The sequence below is a fragment of the Neorhizobium alkalisoli genome (assembly GCF_007829835.1).
Lineage (GTDB): Bacteria > Pseudomonadota > Alphaproteobacteria > Rhizobiales > Rhizobiaceae > Neorhizobium.
This window is the reverse complement of the sequence record NZ_VIWP01000001.1, coordinates 183,793-202,375: the sequence shown is the minus strand read 5'-3', so window position 1 is coordinate 202,375 and position 18,583 is coordinate 183,793. Positions and strand designations below refer to the sequence as shown.

Annotated in this window: 18 protein-coding genes; 1 reads left to right on the top strand and 17 read right to left on the bottom strand. The window is 60.0% G+C overall.

What is annotated here, in order from left to right:
* Nucleotides 1–78 precede the first annotated feature (78 nt).
* From FHW37_RS00960 to cyoA, 16 genes are all read right to left on the bottom strand, one after another.
* Nucleotides 79–957 carry a ribokinase gene (locus FHW37_RS00960; protein WP_145631428.1) on the bottom strand — a complete coding sequence of 293 codons (879 nt, stop codon included), beginning with the start codon at nt 955–957 and terminating at the stop codon, nt 79–81.
* The gene (locus FHW37_RS00955) at nt 954–1,829 is read right to left on the bottom strand and encodes a MurR/RpiR family transcriptional regulator (protein WP_145631425.1); all 876 of its coding nucleotides are present in this window, start codon (nt 1,827–1,829) and stop codon (nt 954–956) included. Before FHW37_RS00955 ends, FHW37_RS00960 begins: the two co-directional genes overlap by 4 nt.
* Complete coding sequence (locus tag FHW37_RS00950) at nt 1,826–2,800, bottom strand: ABC transporter permease (protein ID WP_145631422.1); 975 nt, start codon at nt 2,798–2,800, stop codon at nt 1,826–1,828. The genes FHW37_RS00955 and FHW37_RS00950 overlap by 4 nt, the downstream gene beginning before the upstream one ends.
* On the bottom strand, nt 2,793–4,325 hold the full coding sequence (locus FHW37_RS00945; RefSeq protein WP_145631419.1) for a sugar ABC transporter ATP-binding protein: 1,533 nt from the start codon (nt 4,323–4,325) through the stop codon (nt 2,793–2,795). The genes FHW37_RS00950 and FHW37_RS00945 overlap by 8 nt, the downstream gene beginning before the upstream one ends.
* Before the next feature lie 63 nt (nt 4,326–4,388).
* Complete coding sequence (locus tag FHW37_RS00940; protein ID WP_145631416.1) at nt 4,389–5,450, bottom strand: sugar ABC transporter substrate-binding protein; 1,062 nt, start codon at nt 5,448–5,450, stop codon at nt 4,389–4,391.
* 64 nt (nt 5,451–5,514) lie between these two features.
* Entirely contained in the window at nt 5,515–6,504 is a 990-nt protein-coding gene (locus FHW37_RS00935; protein ID WP_145631413.1) for a sugar phosphate isomerase/epimerase family protein, read from the bottom strand.
* Nucleotides 6,505–6,593: 89 nt separating this feature from the next.
* Nucleotides 6,594–6,743 (bottom strand): hypothetical protein, encoded by a 150-nt coding sequence (locus tag FHW37_RS33430; RefSeq protein ID WP_186458101.1) that lies wholly within the window; start codon nt 6,741–6,743, stop codon nt 6,594–6,596.
* A 214-nt stretch (nt 6,744–6,957) separates the two neighbouring features.
* Complete coding sequence (locus tag FHW37_RS00930) at nt 6,958–7,650, bottom strand: RibD family protein (RefSeq protein WP_145631410.1); 693 nt, start codon at nt 7,648–7,650, stop codon at nt 6,958–6,960.
* 30 nt (nt 7,651–7,680) lie between these two features.
* Nucleotides 7,681–8,070, bottom strand: a complete 390-nt coding sequence (locus FHW37_RS00925) for a (R)-mandelonitrile lyase (protein ID WP_145631407.1) — start codon at nt 8,068–8,070, stop codon at nt 7,681–7,683.
* A 98-nt stretch (nt 8,071–8,168) separates the two neighbouring features.
* A complete protein-coding gene (locus tag FHW37_RS00920) occupies nt 8,169–8,465 on the bottom strand; it encodes a hypothetical protein (protein WP_145631404.1) in 297 nt (98 codons plus the stop codon).
* Entirely contained in the window at nt 8,462–10,756 is a 2,295-nt protein-coding gene (locus tag FHW37_RS00915; protein ID WP_145631401.1) for an FdhF/YdeP family oxidoreductase, read from the bottom strand. Before FHW37_RS00915 ends, FHW37_RS00920 begins: the two co-directional genes overlap by 4 nt.
* A gap of 93 nt (nt 10,757–10,849) precedes the next feature.
* Entirely contained in the window at nt 10,850–11,605 is a 756-nt protein-coding gene (locus FHW37_RS00910) for an SURF1 family protein (RefSeq protein ID WP_145631398.1), read from the bottom strand.
* A gap of 5 nt (nt 11,606–11,610) precedes the next feature.
* Nucleotides 11,611–12,012, bottom strand: coding sequence for a cytochrome o ubiquinol oxidase subunit IV (gene cyoD / locus FHW37_RS00905; protein WP_145631396.1), 402 nt, complete (start codon nt 12,010–12,012; stop codon nt 11,611–11,613).
* A complete protein-coding gene (cyoC, locus tag FHW37_RS00900) occupies nt 12,009–12,629 on the bottom strand; it encodes a cytochrome o ubiquinol oxidase subunit III (RefSeq protein WP_145631393.1) in 621 nt (206 codons plus the stop codon). Before cyoC ends, cyoD begins: the two co-directional genes overlap by 4 nt.
* Nucleotides 12,630–12,633: 4 nt before the next feature.
* Entirely contained in the window at nt 12,634–14,637 is a 2,004-nt protein-coding gene (cyoB, locus tag FHW37_RS00895) for a cytochrome o ubiquinol oxidase subunit I (RefSeq protein ID WP_145631390.1), read from the bottom strand.
* A 43-nt stretch (nt 14,638–14,680) separates the two neighbouring features.
* Nucleotides 14,681–15,829 carry a ubiquinol oxidase subunit II gene (gene cyoA, locus FHW37_RS00890; RefSeq protein ID WP_145631387.1) on the bottom strand — a complete coding sequence of 383 codons (1,149 nt, stop codon included), beginning with the start codon at nt 15,827–15,829 and terminating at the stop codon, nt 14,681–14,683.
* A 299-nt stretch (nt 15,830–16,128) separates the two neighbouring features.
* On the opposite strand from cyoA, the gene FHW37_RS00885 reads away from it, so the two are divergent.
* Nucleotides 16,129–17,478 (top strand): MFS transporter, encoded by a 1,350-nt coding sequence (locus FHW37_RS00885; protein WP_145631384.1) that lies wholly within the window; start codon nt 16,129–16,131, stop codon nt 17,476–17,478.
* Between the two features lie 63 nt (nt 17,479–17,541).
* Here FHW37_RS00885 and FHW37_RS00880 read toward each other — a convergent pair whose 3' ends face one another.
* A complete protein-coding gene (locus tag FHW37_RS00880; RefSeq protein WP_145631381.1) occupies nt 17,542–18,576 on the bottom strand; it encodes a LacI family DNA-binding transcriptional regulator in 1,035 nt (344 codons plus the stop codon).
* Between the last annotated feature and the right edge of the window lie 7 nt (nt 18,577–18,583).

The window sequence follows — 18,583 nt, the reverse complement described above, 5'->3', positions numbered from 1 at the left end:
TCTGCATGTGCCTGATATTATCGACGTTATTAAATCCTCGCGATAAGCGCGAGGATGACGAAAAGCCAAAGCTGAAAATCAGCGGATCGAGCTGACCAGAATGGCGGCGGCCTCGTTAGCCTTGCCGAGTGCCATATCGATCGGAGCGCCTTGCAGCAATTGCGCGGCAAGCACGCCGATGAACTCGTCGCCTGCACCATGCGTGCTGACGAGCTTGATCTTTATTGCCGGGATAGCACCTGCGGTCCCACCCTGCTCTGCGAAGGCAACACCCGCGCCGCCGGCCGTGACAACTGCCACCGGGAAACGTGCCGACAGAATGCCAGCCGCATCAGACGCCTGATCAAGCGTCTCGACTTCGCCCGTACCAGCCAGCGCTTCCGCTTCGACAGCATTCACGACGAGAATATCGACAAGCGTTTCCAGCTCGGCGGAAAGAGCCCGTGCCGGTGCTGCATTGAGCAGAACCTTGCCGCCAGCTTTCTTCATCGCCGCAGCAGCCAGCACATTGGCTTCATCGGGAACTTCGTTCTGGAGAACGAGAATATTGCCGGCCTTGAACAGCGAGGCGGCCTGATCGACATCATCGGCGGAGAGTTCGAGATTGCTGCCCGAAACAATGACGGCGCCGTAATCGCCTTCGGAATCGAAGATCGCCACGCTCATGCCGGACGCACCGCCCTTGATGACCCGGACATGCTCATGTTCGACAGAACCATGGGCAAGATTTTCAAGCAGCGCCCGACCGAATTCGTCGTCGGCGACTGCGCCGATCATCGCCGAACGTACGCCCGCCTTCGCAGCCGAAACGGCCTGATTGCCACCCTTGCCGCCGCAGGCCGGATGCCAAGCGGAACCCGTCACCGTCTCACCCTTGCGCGGCCGCGCCGGGCCCTTGACGATGATGTCGTAGTGAAGGCTGCCGAAAGTGACGACGGCCGGAGTGTCTGCAGTCATAGGAACTTGTCTTTCCGCTTGGAGGCGACGGCCGCCATGGTCTTTTCGAGGTTCTTCTCCGCGGCACGGTAGTCGCGCTGGGCAACCGCCATGAAGACCGCGTCGAGAATATTGAGCTGGGCAATCCGCGCGGCGGCATTTTCACCCATCAGCGGCGAGCCCTGAGCCGTTGAACAGAGAACGACATCCGCATGCTGGGCGAGTGGCGATTCGTTGTAATTGGTGATCGCGATCGTGCGGGCACCATTGCGCCGGGCAAGCTGCAGGGCCTCGATGACAGCCATCGTATTGCCGGAATGCGAAAAGCCGACTGCCAGATCGTCCTTGCCCAGCAGCGAGGCCGACATCAGCATCATGTGGGAATCGTCAAAAATGCTGGCCCGAATGCCAATCCGCAGGAACTTGTGGGCGACATCGCGGGCAATCTGCGCCGATCCGCCGACACCGTAGAAATCCCGCTGGGTCGCGCCATGGATGAGGTCTGCCGCGCGATCGAAGGCATCGACATCCATGATCGACAGCGTTTCCTCGAGTGCCTGGATCGAGGTGCGGAAAACCTTCTGGATGATTTCCTGCGAGGTGTCGTCGACCGAAAGCTCCTGGTGCATTTCGGCGGTCGGCAGCTGATTGTACTGCACGACCGCGTTGCGAAACTCGCGATAGCCGGCAAAACCGAGCTTCTTGGTGATCTTTACGACCATGGCTTCCGAGACGCCGGCGTCGGTTGCGATTTCCTTCAGCGAGGTTTCCTCGTTGAAGCTGCGCAGCGCGAACACGGTTTCCACCACCCGTGCTTCGAGAGGCGTCAGCAGCGGCATGCGCATGCGAATGCGCGGGCCGACTGCCTTCAGATCCATGTTGTCGGAATTCATCCCCGTCCCCTTGTCACACGATCGATCATCATTGCGACAAGAATTATAAGGCCGGTTGCGAGCAGTTGATAGAAAGCCTGGACGTTCATCAACGTCAAACCGTTGCGCATGGCGCCGAGAATGATCGCACCGAGAATGGTGCCGATGACCGAGCCCTTGCCACCCATCAGGGAGGCACCGCCGATGGCTGCCGCTGCGATCGCATCGAGCTCCCAGAGGTTGCCGAGGATCGGCTCCGCCGCGCCGAGACGGCCGACGAGGATCATGGCGCCGAGGGCTGCAAGGAAGCCGGAGATGACATAGGCCGTGATCTTGGTGAGCGCAATCGGCACACCGGCAACGTAGGAGGCTTCCTCGTTACCGCCGACAGCGAGCAGGTATTCGCCGATCGGTGTCTTCTTGAGGATGACCCAGGCGACGAGCGCGATGACGGCAACGATGATGACCGAGTTCGGAATGCCGCCGATATTGCCGTTGAACAGCGAGCGGAACGTCATCGGCACGCCGAGAACCGGGTTGCCGCCGGTATAGATCAGGGCGAGCGCACGGTAGGTGGAAAGCGTGCCGAGCGTGACGATGAACGGCTGCAGGCCGACATAGGCGACCAGAATGCCGTTGACGAGGCCGCAGAGCATGCCGATGCCGAGGCCGGCGACGATCGCAACCGGCACGGGATAACCGGCAACAAGCAGGCTCGCCGTCAGAACCGCGGAGATCGCCGCGGTCGGGCCGACCGAGAGATCGATGCCGCCGGAAATGATGACCAGCGTCATGCCGAGCGCGATGCAGGCATTGATGCTCGACTGCTGCAGGATGTTGATCAGGTTCCGTTCGGAGACGAAGCCGGGCACCAGCATGGCGAAAACGGCGACGATCAGGATCAGACCGATCAGAGTGCCCGCATCGCGCACCGAAAAGGACGAAAAGGGGCTCGACGAACGCGCCGGCTGGCTGGTCGTGATATCAGACATGGGCTTGCTCCTGCTTCGCAGAATGGGTTTTGAGACCGGCGTCACCGACGGCATGGGCGACGATCGCCTGCTCGGAAAGCTCCTGGCGTTCCAGCTGTGCGGCGATCCTGCCATTGCGCATGACGATGACGCGGTCGGAAAGGCGGATGACTTCCGGCAGTTCCGAGGACACGACGATGATCGACTTGCCTTCGGCGGCAAGGTTTTCGATCAGGTGATAGATTTCCGACTTGGCGCCGACATCGATACCACGGGTCGGCTCGTCGAAGAGAAGGATTTCTGAACCGGCCGCCAGCCAGCGGGCGATGATCGCTTTCTGCTGATTGCCGCCGGAAAACAGGCGGATCGGCCGGTCGATCTGGAATGGACGCAGATTGACGCGCTTCAAAAGCTCGTTGGCGCGCGACTTGATGGCGCCATGGCGTACGATACCGCTCTTGGAAAACTTGCCGAGCGACGGAAGCGCCATGTTGACCGAGACAGAGCGGCCCGGAATGATGCCTTCACGCTTGCGCTCTTCCGGCAGGAGACCGATGCCGGCCGAGATCGCGGAACGCGGATCGGTCAGCTTCAAGGTCGCGCCGTCGATGGCAATCGTGCCATCGGCAATCGCATCGACACCGGCCAGCATGCGCACGAGTTCGGTGCGGCCGGAGCCGACGAGGCCGGCAATGCCCAGCACTTCGCCACGTCTGACCGTGAAGGAGACGTCGCGGACATGCGTGACCGCGGAGGAAAGGCCCCGCACATCGACGCGCACGTCCTCCTTCACGAAACTGTTGTGCTCTTCATGCTGCAGCTCGCGGCCGACCATCATGGCGATGACATCGGCTTCTGCAGTGGTCTTCAGGTCGACAGTGCCGACGACATTGCCGTCTCGCATGACTGTGCCGCGATGGCAGATGCGAAAAACCTCATCCATCTTGTGCGAGACATAGATGATCGACACGCCGAGGCCGGCGAGCCTTTCGATGACCTTGGCGAGGTTTTCGAACTCGGCTGGCGTCAGGCTCGACGTCGGCTCGTCCATGGCGATGATCTTCGCCTTGTCGAGCAGCGCGCGGGCGATCTCGACGATCTGGCGCTGCGCGACTTTCAACGTCTTGATCGGCACGGAAGGATCGATGGTCGGATCGATCATAGCCAGCGCCTCGGCGGCGCGCTTTTCCTGTTCGCGGCGATTGACCAGCATGCCGCCGGCGCTCTTGATCTGGTGACCGAGGAACATGTTCTGCGCAACGGTGAGGTTCGGCACCTGCTGCAGTTCCTGGTGGATCATCGCAATGCCGGCAAGGCGCGCATGTTCCGGCCGCTTGAAGGCCGCGATAACGCCATCGACGTAAAATTCACCGCTGGTGGGCTTCGCGACGCCAGACAGTGTGCGCAGGAGCGTCGATTTTCCGGCCCCGTTCTCACCGAGAAGCGCGTGGATCTCACCGGGCGCGACTTCGAAGGAGACATTCGTCAGCGCTTTGACGCCGGGGAAGGTCTTGGTAATGCCGTCGAATCTGAGGCGGGCGTTCATGGCCATTTCCGATGTTTTCAAATGGGATGAAGCCGGCCTCGGGAGGGCCGGCTTCAGCTTCGATTACTGCGCGGAAGCAGCATCCTTCATCAGCACGGCGCGGATGTCGACGCCGTCGCCGCTATACTTGCTGATATTGTCCTTGGTGATCAGCGCCTGCGGGGTGGCAACCACGCGCGGCAGCTTCTGGCCGGCGACAAGGCGCAGTGCGGTTTCCATGGCCACTTCGCCGGTCATTTCGGCAAAGCTGTCGACAGTGCCGGTCAGTTCGCCAGCGGCGATCGACTTGTAGGCATCGGAAATGCCGTCCGTGCCGAACACCGCGACCTTGCCGAGCAGGCCGGCGGACTTCACCGCCTCGACGACGCCGAGTGCCATGCCGTCATTGTTGCAGTAGAAGCCGACGAGGTCGGGATGCTGCTGCAGGATGTTGGTGGCGGCATCATAGGACTGCTGGCGATCCCAGTTACCCGGAACGCTGGCGACAACCTGGAACTTCTTGTCTTCCCCGATCGTGGACTTGAAGCCCGCGGTGCGCTGAACGGCTGCGAAAACGCCGGCCTGACCTTCGATGATCGCGACCTTGCCGCCTTCCGGATGGTTCTGGATGAACCATTTCGCGACGCGAACGCCATTGTCCTTCTGGACGTTGCCGACATAGTGCTCGGCCTGCGGGATCACGGCGTCATTGACGTTGACGACCGGGATTTTCGCCTCCTTGGCCTGTTCCATGACTGGCTGCAGGTTGGCGTCGGTCTGCGGCGAAACGAGGAGAACGTTGTAGCCGGTGGTGACCATGCCTTCGGCAATGGTCAGCTGGCCGAGTTGGTCGCCTTCGCTCTGGGCTGCCTGATAGGCAACGGTGGCGCCAACCTTCTTGCCGAACTTCTCATAACCCTGGCCGAGCGAGCGCCAGTATTCGTTGGTCAGCGTCTTCGAAACGCCGCCGGCCTTCGTACCTTCCGGCAGCTTCGGGAAAGCGCCGAACTTGGCTTCGAGCTGCGACCAGTCGATACGGTCCTTTTCGGTATCCGAATTGAGCGGCGCGAGATCCGCCGCAAAGGCGGCACCTGCCAGAAGCGCGAGCGCCACACCGGCGATCGCGGATTTCAGATGTTTGTTCATGTAATCCTCCCTGGATTCGGTTTGGGGTAGTAATCGTTCTTCGAGGCCCGGTCAGGCGAATTCGTCAGGCGATTTCGCCGTACATCGCCTCCTGAAGAATGGCCTGCGCCGAGACCGCGTCCTGACGATCGATTGCGCCGCTCAGGCGATTGTCGCCGTCCAGCTTGTCGACGATCTTCAGCATGCGCTTGACGGTCTTGATGTTGACTTCGCATTCATGAACCGGATCGAGGCCGGTCATGTCCGGGAAAGTGTCGAAATAGATGGCGCCATCATAACCGTCGCGGCGGATCTGGCGAAGCAGCTCGATCGTCTGGATCGAGTGGACCGCACCGACCATCAGGCCGTCGTCACGCTTGGCGTAACCGTCGTTCAGGTGAACGCCGAGAACGCGGCTGTGGCGGGCGATCATGGCTGCGGCGAAAGCCGGCTGTTCGTCGGCGTAAAGGACGTGGGCGAAATCGAGCGTGACGCCGAGGTTCTTGGCACCGACTTCCTTGATCGCCAGAAGCGTCGTCGCACAGTCGGGCATCAGGCTGTAGGAGCGCGGCTCGTTCGGCTTGTATTCGATCGAGATCAGGCAATCCGCATCATGTTCGCAAACTTCACGGATGCCGTCGATTTCGTGTTGCCACATGCGATCATAATCCGCCTGGAAGGCGTAATCGAAACCGTCCTGGCCGAGCCAGATGGTCATCAGATTGGTGCCGGCCTCACGAGCCGCATCAATGCCAGCCTTGGTGAGATCGATCGCTTCACGGCGAACTTTTTCATCCGGATTGGTGAAAGCGCCGAGCTTGAAGGCCGGATTGGTATAATAGCGCATCGCAAAACCGTTGATTGCGAGGCCCATGTCTTCCAGCTTGCGTTTCAGTTCCGAAGGCTTTTCACCGACATGGTCGGGATAGTTGAGGTCGAGATCCGTCAGGCCATCGACCTTTGCAGCGCGCGCCGCCATCTGCAGCACACTCGGCTTGCCCTTCAGATCCGGCCATTCACCGGCGGGATTGGAGGCGAAGGAGTTCAGGCGGGTGGCAAAACGGAGGTTCGACAATGTCTTCGGCCCTATCGATATTGATCAGATGCCGTTACTTCACAAAAATCTGTAATTTTGTAAAGTGAAATAGTTTTTGCGATGCAGCATCAGGCAGCCGCCAATCCGGGCGCCTGTTCATGCAAGCCGCTCCAAACACCCGGAATGCAACGGATGTTGCGCCGCACCGTGATGCGGTCAAAAGCGTGACCAAGGGTGGCTAAAAATGGGAAAGCATTGTTGAGCGGCGTATTGACCATGACCGCCGCATCGGGAATCGCTGCCTCCCGACAGCCTCAAGGCGCGCGACGAAAAAGCCGAAATCGTTACCGACCGCGATAAAATCCGGTGCGGGTTGCGGCCCGGCGAAAACGCGAACGGCCGCCCGGGCCGACATCATCGGCGGGCGGCCTGAGTTTTGACAGGTGTAAGAAACCGGGCGCGGCCTGAAAACCGCAGCCCGAGGCGGTTCGACTAGCTTACCTTGTAACGAAGATGCAGCATGCCCTTGTCGAGCTGTTCGCAGCTAGCAAGCGACAGCTCGCATTTGCCGGCAAGCCCCTCTTCGCCGAACTCGACCATCCGGTCGGCTCCCTTGCGTGAATCCAGCGCCGGGCAAACGAGCAGGCTCAGTTCGTCGGCGAGACCGGCTGCAAAGAGCGAGCCGTTGATACTGCCGCCGCCTTCCAGCAGCAGGCGCTTGATACCGAATTCACGACCAAGCGTTTCCATCATTGCCTTGAGATCCATCTCATCGCCCTTGGCGACGATATAGGACACGCCATCCGCCTTGAGTTCGGCGAGATGGCTGTCGGCAATATCCTTGCCGAGCAGGACGATGACATGATCGCCATCGAGATCGCCGCTCTTGAAATGCACTTTGCCAGAGCGATCGAGCGCGATCGCATAGCTTGATGCATCCCGGTTGGCGACATTCAGGGAGCGGTCGACCTCGAAAGGGCCCTGCGGCGGGTGCGCGCCCGCCTTGGAAATTTCCGCCATCGTCACGCGGCCGACCATCCAGGCGTCGCCTTTCAGGCTCTTGTGAATGGTCTCATAGGCATCCGACCACTCGGACCGCTCTCCGTCGGGGCTCTTGGTAAAGCGGCTTGGGTGCAGCCCGCCGTCGAGCGAGGTGATCATGTGGCAGATGATATGAGGTTTCATTCCTTGGTGCCCCTTCCCTGTATCCCAGGTTTATCCCAGGTAATCGACGTCCGTGACCTTTTCCATCCAGGTCACCACCGAGCCGTCCTGCATCTCGGCAATTGCGATATGGCTCATCGCGCAGTCAGGGGAAGCCCCGTGCCAGTGTTTTTCACCCGGCGCGAACCAGACCGTATCTCCGGGACGGATTTCCTCGATCGGCCCGCCTTCGCGCTGAACGCGCCCAAGGCCGGAAACGACAAGAAGCGTCTGCCCAAGCGGATGCGTATGCCACGCCGTGCGGGCACCGGGCTCGAATGTCACGGTCGCACCACTCAATGCACCGCTTCCTGCAAAACGGCTATCGATGCGGACCGTGCCGGTAAAATAATCCGCAGGGCCTTTGGCCGAGGCCTGTGCGCCGCTCCTCGTGATTTCCATGGGATCTCTCTTTCCGATGAATGCTTCAGCAAAGCAGGTGATTTAGGTCAGAAGACCGCTGCCAGCTAGATGCGCTTTGCCGGATGCCCTTATGCATGTCATTCATGAATGACCGCGCGAGCGCCGCCAGCCAATTCATAATAGAGCCGCATGGTTCTTTCGTCACGCCTTGTAACGTGAAGCAGATCTCGCGTTTCGATCAACGTGGTCAGTTCGCGGAGCACCAGGGCATGCGCCATGCCAAAAATGCGGGCAAACGCCTTGCTGTCACGGGCGATGCCCTGTTCGGCAGCAACCAGAAGTGCGGCCTGTACCGATGTCAGCCCACTATCCTTCGCCTGCATTTCGGCGACCAGATCCAGAAAACGCGCCTCATCCGGCGCGCCTTCGCTCACGCAGCCTCACGCTTGCGGAAGGAGACCATGATCGATTTCGAGGTCGGCGTATCACTCTCGGCGCCGGCACTGCCGATCGGCACGACGACATTGAGCTCCGGATAATAACCCGCAATGCTGCCGCGCGGGATATCGTAGGGAACCAGGCGGAAATCCTGGGCAATCCGCTCGATCCCGTCGTCATGCTCGCCAACCACATCGACCCTGTCGCCGGCATCTGCGCCCACGGCCTTCAGATCGTCGGGGTGCACAAAAACGACCTGCCGTTCGCCATAGACCCCGCGATAGCGGTCATCGAGGCCATAGACGGTCGTGTTGTACTGGTCGTGCGAACGGAATGTCTGCAAGGCAAAGAGGTTATCGTTTTTCTTTGCCCGCTGATGCACGGTCTCGACCGGGAGCGGGCCGGCGAGGAAGCTCGCTTTGCGAGCGGGCGTATTCCATTCGCGATGGGCTGCCGTGTTGCGCAGATGAAAACCGCGCGGCTTGCGCAGCCGCTCATTGTAGTTCTCGAAACCCGGAATGGTCGCCGCGATGTGATCGCGGATACGGTTGTAGTTTCCGGCAAGACCGATCCAGTCGACCTTCTCCGAACCGACCGTTGCGGCCGCAATGCCGGCGACGATTGCGACTTCAGAAAGAAGATAAGGCGAGGCCGGCCGGTTGATGCCCGCCGAGCCGTGTACCATGCTCATGGAATCTTCGACGCTGACCAGCTGCGATCCGCCGGCAGCATCGAGATCCATCTCCGTGCGGCCAAGGCAGGGCAGAATATAGGAGATCTCGCCCGGCATTAGATGCGAATGGTTGGGTTTGGTCGCGACATGGACCGTCAGCTTCAGACGCCGCAATGCCTTTTCGACAATGGCGCTATCCGGCGTGGCGCGAGCAAAATTGCCGCCGAGGCCGATAAAGGCATGAGCCGAGCCATCAAGCATGGCACCGATCGCGGCAAGAACATTGTGGCCATCGGCGCGCGGCATGGCAAAGCCGAATTCTTTTTCCAGCGCATCGAGAAATGCGGCCGGCGGCTTTTCGTTGATGCCGACGGTGCGGTCGCCCTGCACGTTGGAATGACCACGAACGGGGCAAAGGCCAGCGCCCGGCTTGCCGATATTGCCGCGCAGGAACATGAAATTGGAGATTTCGCGGATCGTCGCGACGGAATGAAGATGCTGGGTAACACCCATCGCCCAGGTGCAGATCACCCGCTCGGCCTTCATGTAGATCTCGGCCGCGCGCTCGATATCCACGCGCAAAAGCCCCGACTGATCCTCAATCTCGGCCCAGCTGGTCGCTTCCACAGCCTTACGGTAATCATCGAAGCCGGCGCAATGTTCAGCGATAAAAGCGTGGTCCAGAACCGGCGGAAGCCCCGCCGCGATCGCCGCATCCTCGGCAGCCAGCACCACCTTGGCCATGCCGCGCACAGCCGCCATATCGCCGCCAAGCTGCGGCTGCAGGTAATCGCTGGCGATATCCGTCGCGCCACCGCGCAACATTTCGAGCTTGTCCTGCGGATCGGAAAAACGCTCTAGTCCGCGTTCGCGGATCGGGTTGAAGACCACGACCCGCGCGCCGCGCATCGCCGCCCGGCGCAGGTCGCCCAGCATGCGCGGATGATTGGTGCCGGGGTTCTGGCCGATCACGAAAATCGCATCCGCCTTTTCGAAATCCTCGAGAAGCACCGTGCCCTTGCCGACACCGATCGACTGGCGCAGGGCAACGCCGCTCGCCTCGTGGCACATGTTGGAGCAATCGGGAAAATTATTGGTGCCGTAAGCGCGCACGAAAAGCTGATAGAGAAAAGCAGCTTCGTTGCTGGCGCGGCCCGATGTGTAGAATTCGGCGCGGTTGGGGCTATCCAGCCCCTTCAGGATGCTGCCGATTTCCGAAAAGGCCTCATCCCACGAAACCGCCAGATAACGGTCGGTCTGCGCATCATAGCGCATGGGATGCGTCAGGCGGCCGTTGAGCTCAAGTTCGTAATCCGAAAGCCGGCGCAGGTCTGATACCGTGTTTTCCGCAAAGAAGTCCGGCGTCGCGCGCTTGCCCGTCGCCTCCCAGGCAACCGCCTTGACGCCGTTCTCGCAGAATTCGAAGGAAGAGCCGTGCTCAGGGTCGCCCCAGGCGCAGCCAGGGCAGTCGAACCCGTCCGGCTGATTGGCTTTCAACATCGTGCGGGCGCCGGATAGCGGCGATCCGCTCTGCATCAGCCGCTTGCCGCAGCTCTTCAACGCTCCCCAACCGCCAGCGGCGGAGGACTTTTTGCCGATAAAACCTGTGTCCATGCCGCAGGTATCGGATATAGTTGAGATTTATCAAGCGGGCAGTCCGCATGGATTGATAGGCAAAACCTATCAATCTCACGGCTGCGAAAAGCATCAATCCAGAGCGCGCCCGCGGCGGAGCCAGATGAAGGCACCGATCGCCATGGTGGCAAGCGCATACCATGTCAGCGCGTAGGTCAGATGGCTGTTGCGGAACTGGACGACGGTGAGCCCGCCAACCGGATAACTGCCGGGATTGGGCGTTGCGTCGGCATCGATGAAATACGGCGCGTGCGGGCCAATTCCACGAGCGGAAGAAAGCGCCTCGACGTCACGCGAAAACCATCGATCGCCCGCAGGGTCGTTGGAACGGAGGAAAGCGCCGCCCGGTTCACTCAGCCGCAGCAAGCCGGTGACCGAAACGGAAGAAGCCCCCTCCCCCTTCGGCGCAGCCACATCCCGCTTGTCACCGGGAACATAACCACGGTTGACAAAAACGACGCGGCCATCATCGAGCGTCAACGGCGTCACGACCCAGAAACCGGGGCCAAGCTCCGTCACGGCCTGAACGAAGGCTTGTTTCGAATGGTCGAAAACACCCTTGGCTGTAACGTGGCGGTACTCGAAGGACGACGGATCGGCAGATGCCCATTCGGCATCGGTCGGCGGCGCGGTCGGCTCGGCATGCACGCGTGCATCGACACGGGCAACCAGATCGAGCTTCCAGAACAGTCTCTGGACCTGCCATGTGCCAAGCGCCAGGAAAACCAGTGTTGCGAAAAGCAGAAAGCCGCGAAACACGAGGAACGAGCGCGGCTTGGATGATGGCGCCGAGACGGCGCCATCCTTGCTGGTGTCGAGAGTGCCCATGCCGGTTACGGCAGGTTCTTCATCATCTCCGGCGACATGGTCATCATGTTGGCATTCAGATGATGCATGACCCAGAGCGAACCCGAGAGGGCGATGACGACGATAACGAGCGTGAAGATCAACGCCATGATCGTCCAGCCGCCTTCCGACTTGGTGTTCATGTGCAGGAAGTAGATCATGTGAACGACGATCTGCACTGCACCGATGATCATGACTGCTGCTGCGGTGGCAGCCTTGCTGTCGAGAACATCGGCCATGACCAGCCAGAACGGGATGGCAGTCAGGATTACCGACAGGACAAAGCCCGTCATGTAGCTCTTGAACGATCCGTGACCGGCTTCGTGGCCATGGCTATGGCCGTGATGGGCTTCGTGTGCGTCTTCGTGGGATGGTGCTTGAGCGGTCATCCGACAACTCCAATAAGATAGACGAAGGAGAAGACGCCGATCCAGACGACGTCGAGGAAGTGCCAGAACATCGACAGGCACATGAGGCGACGCTTGTTCTCGGCGATCAGGCCATGCATCGAAACCTGTACCATCAGCGTGATGAGCCAGATGATGCCGAAGGTGACGTGCAGACCGTGGGTACCGACCAGCGTGAAGAAGGCCGACAGGAATGCCGAACGCTGCGGACCCGCACCTTCATGGATCAGGTTGACGAATTCGTAGATTTCGAGACCGATGAACACCGCGCCGAAGACGCCGGTGATCGCCAGCCAGAACAGCGTTTCCGCCTTGGCGTTGCGTTCCATCTGCAGCATCGCGAAACCATAGGTGATCGACGAGAGCAGCAGCATGGCGGTGTTGACTGCAACGAGCGGCAGCTCGAACAGGTCAGCCGGCGAAGGGCCGGCCGCATAATTGCGGCCGACGACGGCATAGGTGGCGAACAGCACTGCGAAGATCAGGCAGTCGCTCATCAGATACAGCCAGAACCCGAGGTTCGTGCTGCTTTCCACGTGGTGGTCTTCCTCGAGGAAGAACTGTGGCTTTTCCGAAGTATCGATTTTCGTGTTGCTCATGATCTTACACCTGCTTCGCAAGCAGTTCGGTGCGCTTGTTCTCTTCAGCCGTCACTTCTTCGGCGGTGATGTAGAAGTCGCGCTTGTAGTTGAAGGTATGGCCGATGGCGACGACGAGGATCGCTACGAAGGAGACCACGACGAGCCACCACATGTACCAGATCAACGCGAAGGCAAGGACCAGGTTGAGAGCCGACAGGATCGCACCGGCGCCGGTATTCTTCGGCATGTGGATCGGGCGGTAACCCTTGACCGGACGCTCATAGCCACGGTTCTTCATGTCGTACCAGCTGTCATGATCGTGAACAACGGGCGTGAACGCGAAGTTGTAGTCCGGCGGCGGGGAAGAGGTCGACCATTCGAGCGTACGGCCATTCCAGGGGTCGCCGGTCTCGTCCTTGAGCTCTTCGCGTTTGATGTAGGACACGACGAGCTGGATGAGGAAACAGCCGATGCCGGCGGCGATCAGTGCTGCACCGAAGGCGGCAATGATGAACCAGATCTGCAGCGACGGATCTTCGAACTGCGACATGCGACGGGTGACGCCCATCAGGCCGAGAACGTAGAGCGGCATGAAGGCGAAGTAGAAGCCGACCAGCCAGAACCAGAAGGAGAGCTTGCCCCAGAACGGATCGAGCTTGAAGCCGAACGCCTTCGGGAACCAGTAGTTGACGCCTGCGAGAAGGCCGAACAGCACGCCGCCGATGATGACGTTGTGGAAGTGGGCGATCAGGAAGAGCGAGTTGTGGAGGACGAAGTCGGCCGGGGGGACTGCCAGCATGACGCCGGTCATACCACCGATGACGAAGGTGACCATGAAGCCGACCGTCCAGAGCATCGGAACTTCATACCGGATGCGGCCACGATACATCGTGAACAGCCAGTTGAAGATCTTCGCGCCCGTCGGGATCGAGATGATCATCGTCGTGATGCCGAAGAAGGCGTTGACCGATGCGCCCGAACCCATCGTGAAGAAGTGGTGCAGCCACACGAGGTAGGAGAGGATCATGATCACGCAGGTCGCGTAGACCATCGAGGCATAACCGAACAGGCGCTTGCCGGAGAAGGTGGCAACGACTTCCGAGAAGATGCCGAATGCCGGCAGGACCAGAATGTAGACTTCCGGGTGACCCCAGATCCAGATGAGGTTGATGTACATCATCGGGTTGCCGCCGAGATCGTTCGTGAAGAAGTTCGTACCGACATAACGGTCGAGCGAGAGGAGAACGAGGGTGGCGGTGAGGATCGGGAAGGTAGCAACGATCAGGATGTTGGTGCAGAGCGAGGTCCAGGTGAAGACCGGCATCTTCATGAAGGACATGCCCGGTGCGCGCATCTTGACGATGGTCGCGATCAGGTTGATGCCCGACAATGTGGTACCGACACCGGCGACCTGAAGGCCCCAGATGTAATAGTCGACCCCGACGCCCGGGCTGTATTCGGCACCCGACAACGGCGGATAGGCCAGCCAGCCGGTACGTGCGAATTCACCGACAAAGAGCGAAATCATTACGACGATCGCGCCTGCAGTGGTCATCCAGAACGAGAAGTTGTTGAGGAACGGGAAGGAAACGTCGCGGGCGCCGATCTGCAGCGGAACGACGAAGTTCATGAAACCCGTCACGAACGGCATCGCGACGAAGAAGATCATGATCACGCCGTGCGCGGTGAAGACCTGGTCGTAATGGTGCGGCGGGAAAATGCCTTCATTGCCGTTGAAGGCCATGGCCTGCTGGGCACGCATCATCAGCGCGTCGGCAAAGCCGCGCAGCAGCATGACGATTGCGAGGATGATGTACATGATGCCGATCTTCTTGTGATCGACGCTGGTGATCCAGTCTTTCCACAGAGGACCCCACCACTTCATGTAGGTGATGAGGGCAAGCATTGCGATGCCGCCGACCGCCACGCCGCAGAACGTCGCGACGAGGATCGGCTCATGGTAGGGGATCGATTCGAGGGTTAACCGGCCGAAGATAAACTTCAGGAGGTCAGGATTGGAAAACATGGGACAACCCGTTCATTAAAGTCTTGCGACGCTAAGCGCCCGGTTAATTCGTCTTTGGCGCCGGGGCGTCGCCGCCCTTGCTCATATCCATGCCAGACATGGAATGATTGCCGTGCGTCATGTCCATGCTGGACGTGTTCTGTGCGACAGGCGCAGAAGCCGCCGGAGCAGGTTCCGAGGACGAATGCTCCTCGGGGCCGTGGCCGCGCAGGTTGATATCGATCGGCGCGCCGTCGAACTTCAGCTTTTCGCGGTTTTCCTGGCTCTCCTTGCCGGCGCCGCCCATCATGTCGATATGCATCATTTCGTCGACGCACATCTTGCCCGGGGTGGCGCACATGTTGAGGATCGCACGATAGAGATCCTGATCGGCGCTGGCGTAGTAGCGGATCGGCTCTTTTTCGCTCGGCTTTTCAAGGCGCAGGTAGGTATCGCGGTTGAGCGCGGTGCCCTGCTGCTTCACCTGAGCGACCCAGGCGTTGAAGCCGTCATTGCTCAGACCGTGGAACTTGAAGCGCATATGCGAGAAGCCCGGGCCGCTATAGTTGGCCGAGAAACCGTCATAGACGCCTTCCTTGTTGATGACCGCATGCAGCTTCGTTTCCATGCCGGGCATGGCATAGATCTGACCGGCAAGTGCGGGCACGTAGAAGGAGTTCATCACCGAACTCGAGGTGAGCTTGAAGTTGATCGGAACGTCGATCGGCGCGGCCAGTTCATTGACGGTCGCAATGCCGAGTTCCGGATAGAAGAACAGCCACTTCCAGTCGAGCGCCACGACTTCAACAGTCAGGGGCTTCGCATCAGCCGGAATGTTGCGTTCGGCATCAAGCCGGTCCAGCGGACGGTAAGGGTCGAGCTTGTGGGTGCTGATCCAGGTGATCGCGCCAAGCGCGATGATGATCGCCAGCGGCGCAGCCCAGATAACGACCTCGAGTCGCGTCGAGTGATGCCATTCAGGATCGTATTTGGCGGTCGTGTTGGATTTTCTGTAGTGCCAGGCGAAATACAGGGTCAGGAAGAGGACCGGCACAATGATCAGAAGCATCAGTACGACCGACACGACGATCAGATCACGCTGCTGAACCGCGATATCGCCCGACGGCGACATGACGACGAGGTCACAGCCCGACAGGGCTGCCAGCAACGGAAGCATGGAAAGTTGACAAAGACGTTTCAAGGTGGGGAACATTGGTCTGCTCAAACTTGCAATCTATCTAATCGGCCTAACGGACCCCCACCCCGATCTCCATGAGGTGTTTCGTCGCACTGCAGCAGCCTTGTTGCAATGCACGCCCTCACGAATCACGCTAAGCGGTTGATATCGGCCCTGGCTCCTGCCTAAGCGGAGTATACGAAAAAAGTCACCTTGAAATATGTCAATTAAGGCGAAATTCGTCAAATAATGTGAATTTTAGACGATCCTCTTGATTGACAAACGTCCCGGCCAACATTCTCATAGATGCAGGCGATGCGTAGGAGGACGTATTCATGAGCCAGGCAGTCAATCTTTCTTCAACTTCAATGGAGCGCGATGCGCGCCTCATTCACGACGACAAGCCGATTTCGCCAGGGAGTATCGCAATCGGTGTCGTCATCGGAAGAATGTCGGAGTTTTTCGACTTCTTCGTTTACGGACTTGCGTCCGTGCTGGTCTTTCCAAAGCTTATATTTCCGTTCGCGTCCAGCCCGGTGTCGGCGACGCTGTATTCTTTCGCAGTGTTCTCCCTCGCCTTCCTGGCGCGTCCCGTCGGATCCATCGTCTTCATGTGGATCGACCGGAATTACGGCCGAGGCACCAAGCTTACGATCGCTCTGTTCATTCTCGGCGGCTCGACGGCTTCGATGGCCTTCCTTCCGGGATATGAAACGATCGGCTTCTGGGCCCCTGCCCTGCTGGCACTGTTCCGCCTGGGCCAGGGTTTTGCCCTTGGCGGCGCATGGGACGGCCTCGCCTCCCTGCTTGCCATGAACGCCCCGGAAAACCGCCGCGGCTTCTACGCCATGATCCCGCAGCTCGGAGCGCCGTTCGGCTTTGCACTGGCAAGCCTGCTGTTCGGTTATTTCGCCGTCAACCTCTCGGCCCAGGATTTCCTCGACTGGGGCTGGCGTTATCCGTTCTTCGTCGCCTTCGCGATCAATGTCGTGGCGCTCTTCGCCCGCCTCCGCATCGTCGCATCGCGCGAATTCGGCTCGGCGTTGGAGGCGCATGAGCTGGAGCCGAAGCCGGTTACCGAAATGCTGCATGTTCACGGCTTCGACGTCGTGCTCGGTGCATTCGCTCCGCTTGCAAGCTTTGCGATGTTCCATCTGGTCACGATCTTCCCGCTGAGCTGGGTCACGCTTTATGGCGGCCAGTCTGCCGGCAGCTTCCTGTTCGTTCAGGTCGCCGGCGCAGCGGTCGGCCTCGCAACCGTGGTCATCTCCGGCTTCATGGCGGATCGACTCGGTCGTCGTCGCCAGCTACTGATCGGCGCGATCATCATCGCGATCTTCAGCTTCACCGCCCCCTTCCTGCTTGAAGCAGGGCGGACAGGCCAGGATGCGTTCATCATCATCGGCTTCGCGATTCTTGGCCTTTCCTTCGGCCAGGCATCTGGCTCGGTCTCGTCGCGCTTCAGCCAGCCTTACCGTTATACCGGTGCGGCCCTGACGTCCGACCTGTCCTGGCTTGTCGGTGCCGGTTTCGCACCGCTGGTGGCGCTCGGACTGGCAAGCCAGTTCGGCATCATCTTCATCGGCGGTTATCTGATCTCCGGCGCGATCTGCACGATCCTTGTCCTGATGCTCAGCCGGGCTCTCGACACGGCAGGCGAGACTTATCTCTCCGCCAAGCGCTGAGATCGTCGAATATCCCATGAAAGGGCCGGCTCTGCCGGCCCTTTTGCTTTTTAACGGGCAAAGTCAGGCATCAATATCGGCGATCGAAACACAGGACTGGCGGATATGAAGCTCCGTCGGCGTGATCACCCTGCGCACGGCGCGCTCCCGATCAGCCAGGCGATCGAGCAGAAGGGTCGCCGCATTTTCCCCGACAGTCTCCGGCGCTGTCGAAACGGAGGTCAGGCGCGGCCGCAGCGCCTCCGCATCCGTGACGTCGTCGAAACCCACGAGCGAAAAATCCCGGCCAATCTGCATGCCCTTGTCGAACAGCCCGGCAGACAGTCCAAGCGCAATCACGTCATTGAAGCAGATGGCCGCCGTCGGCTGCCTTTCCTGCCGAAACAGAAGATCGGCAGAAGCGGAAATATCGCCGATCTTTTCCGGCACCTTCACGATCAGGTCGTCGCTCAGCCCATGCCCGTGCATGGCTGCGCAAAACCCTTCGATACGCTCGCGATAGGCCGAATGAACCTGGCCGTGTACCGCAAAGGCGATCGACCGGTGACCGAGCGAGACGAGGTAATCGACGGATTGCTTCACGCCGCCGATATAATCCGGGCCGGCATAATCCGTGCGCCCTGAAACGTGCCGGAGCGCCTGCACCACCGGCAGGCCCCATTCGTCGAGTCCGTCCAGCATGGCAGGCTCCGTCCCCGCTGCAGGGCAAAGAATGACGCCATCGACGCCATGCTCGCGCATCCGTCGCATCACGACATCCTGCCGTTCCGTCAGGTCGCCGCTATTGGCAAGAATGACCACCATTCCGGCCGAGTCGATGACGCGCTCGATCCCCGCCAGAAGTTCGGCGAAAAACGGGTTGGTCAGATTGGGAATGATGACGCCGACCGTGCGGCTTTTCTCGGCGCGAAGCCTTGCAGCCCCGACATTGTAGACATAGCCGAGTTCCTGCATCACCGCCTCGACCTTGGCGCGCGTCTTGGCGCCCACAAGGGGGCTGTTGCGGATTACCAGCGAAGCCGTTGCGCGGGAAACGCCGGCATGCTGCGCGACGTCGAGCAAGGTAACCCGGCTCTTCTTGCGGTCGTCTGATGGCATCAAAAAT

Excerpts from the sequence above, each read along its gene's own strand:
- FHW37_RS00940 (WP_145631416.1), bottom strand. The coding sequence starts at position 5,450 with ATGAACAAACATCTGAAATCCGCGATCGCCGGTGTGGCGCTCGCGCTT.
- FHW37_RS00930 (WP_145631410.1), bottom strand. The coding sequence starts at position 7,650 with ATGAAACCTCATATCATCTGCCACATGATCACCTCGCTCGACGGCGGG.
- FHW37_RS00925 (WP_145631407.1), bottom strand. The coding sequence starts at position 8,070 with ATGGAAATCACGAGGAGCGGCGCACAGGCCTCGGCCAAAGGCCCTGCG.
- cyoD (WP_145631396.1), bottom strand. The coding sequence starts at position 12,012 with ATGACCGCTCAAGCACCATCCCACGAAGACGCACACGAAGCCCATCAC.
- FHW37_RS00960 (WP_145631428.1), bottom strand. The coding sequence starts at position 957 with ATGACTGCAGACACTCCGGCCGTCGTCACTTTCGGCAGCCTTCACTAC.
- cyoC (WP_145631393.1), bottom strand. The coding sequence starts at position 12,629 with ATGAGCAACACGAAAATCGATACTTCGGAAAAGCCACAGTTCTTCCTC.
- cyoB (WP_145631390.1), bottom strand. The coding sequence starts at position 14,637 with ATGTTTTCCAATCCTGACCTCCTGAAGTTTATCTTCGGCCGGTTAACC.
- FHW37_RS00945 (WP_145631419.1), bottom strand. The coding sequence starts at position 4,325 with ATGAACGCCCGCCTCAGATTCGACGGCATTACCAAGACCTTCCCCGGC.
- FHW37_RS33430 (WP_186458101.1), bottom strand. The coding sequence starts at position 6,743 with ATGGTCAATACGCCGCTCAACAATGCTTTCCCATTTTTAGCCACCCTT.
- FHW37_RS00915 (WP_145631401.1), bottom strand. The coding sequence starts at position 10,756 with ATGGACACAGGTTTTATCGGCAAAAAGTCCTCCGCCGCTGGCGGTTGG.
- cyoA (WP_145631387.1), bottom strand. The coding sequence starts at position 15,829 with ATGTTCCCCACCTTGAAACGTCTTTGTCAACTTTCCATGCTTCCGTTG.
- FHW37_RS00885 (WP_145631384.1), top strand. The coding sequence starts at position 16,129 with ATGAGCCAGGCAGTCAATCTTTCTTCAACTTCAATGGAGCGCGATGCG.
- FHW37_RS00910 (WP_145631398.1), bottom strand. The coding sequence starts at position 11,605 with ATGGGCACTCTCGACACCAGCAAGGATGGCGCCGTCTCGGCGCCATCA.
- FHW37_RS00950 (WP_145631422.1), bottom strand. The coding sequence starts at position 2,800 with ATGTCTGATATCACGACCAGCCAGCCGGCGCGTTCGTCGAGCCCCTTT.
- FHW37_RS00880 (WP_145631381.1), bottom strand. The coding sequence starts at position 18,576 with ATGCCATCAGACGACCGCAAGAAGAGCCGGGTTACCTTGCTCGACGTC.
- FHW37_RS00955 (WP_145631425.1), bottom strand. The coding sequence starts at position 1,829 with ATGAATTCCGACAACATGGATCTGAAGGCAGTCGGCCCGCGCATTCGC.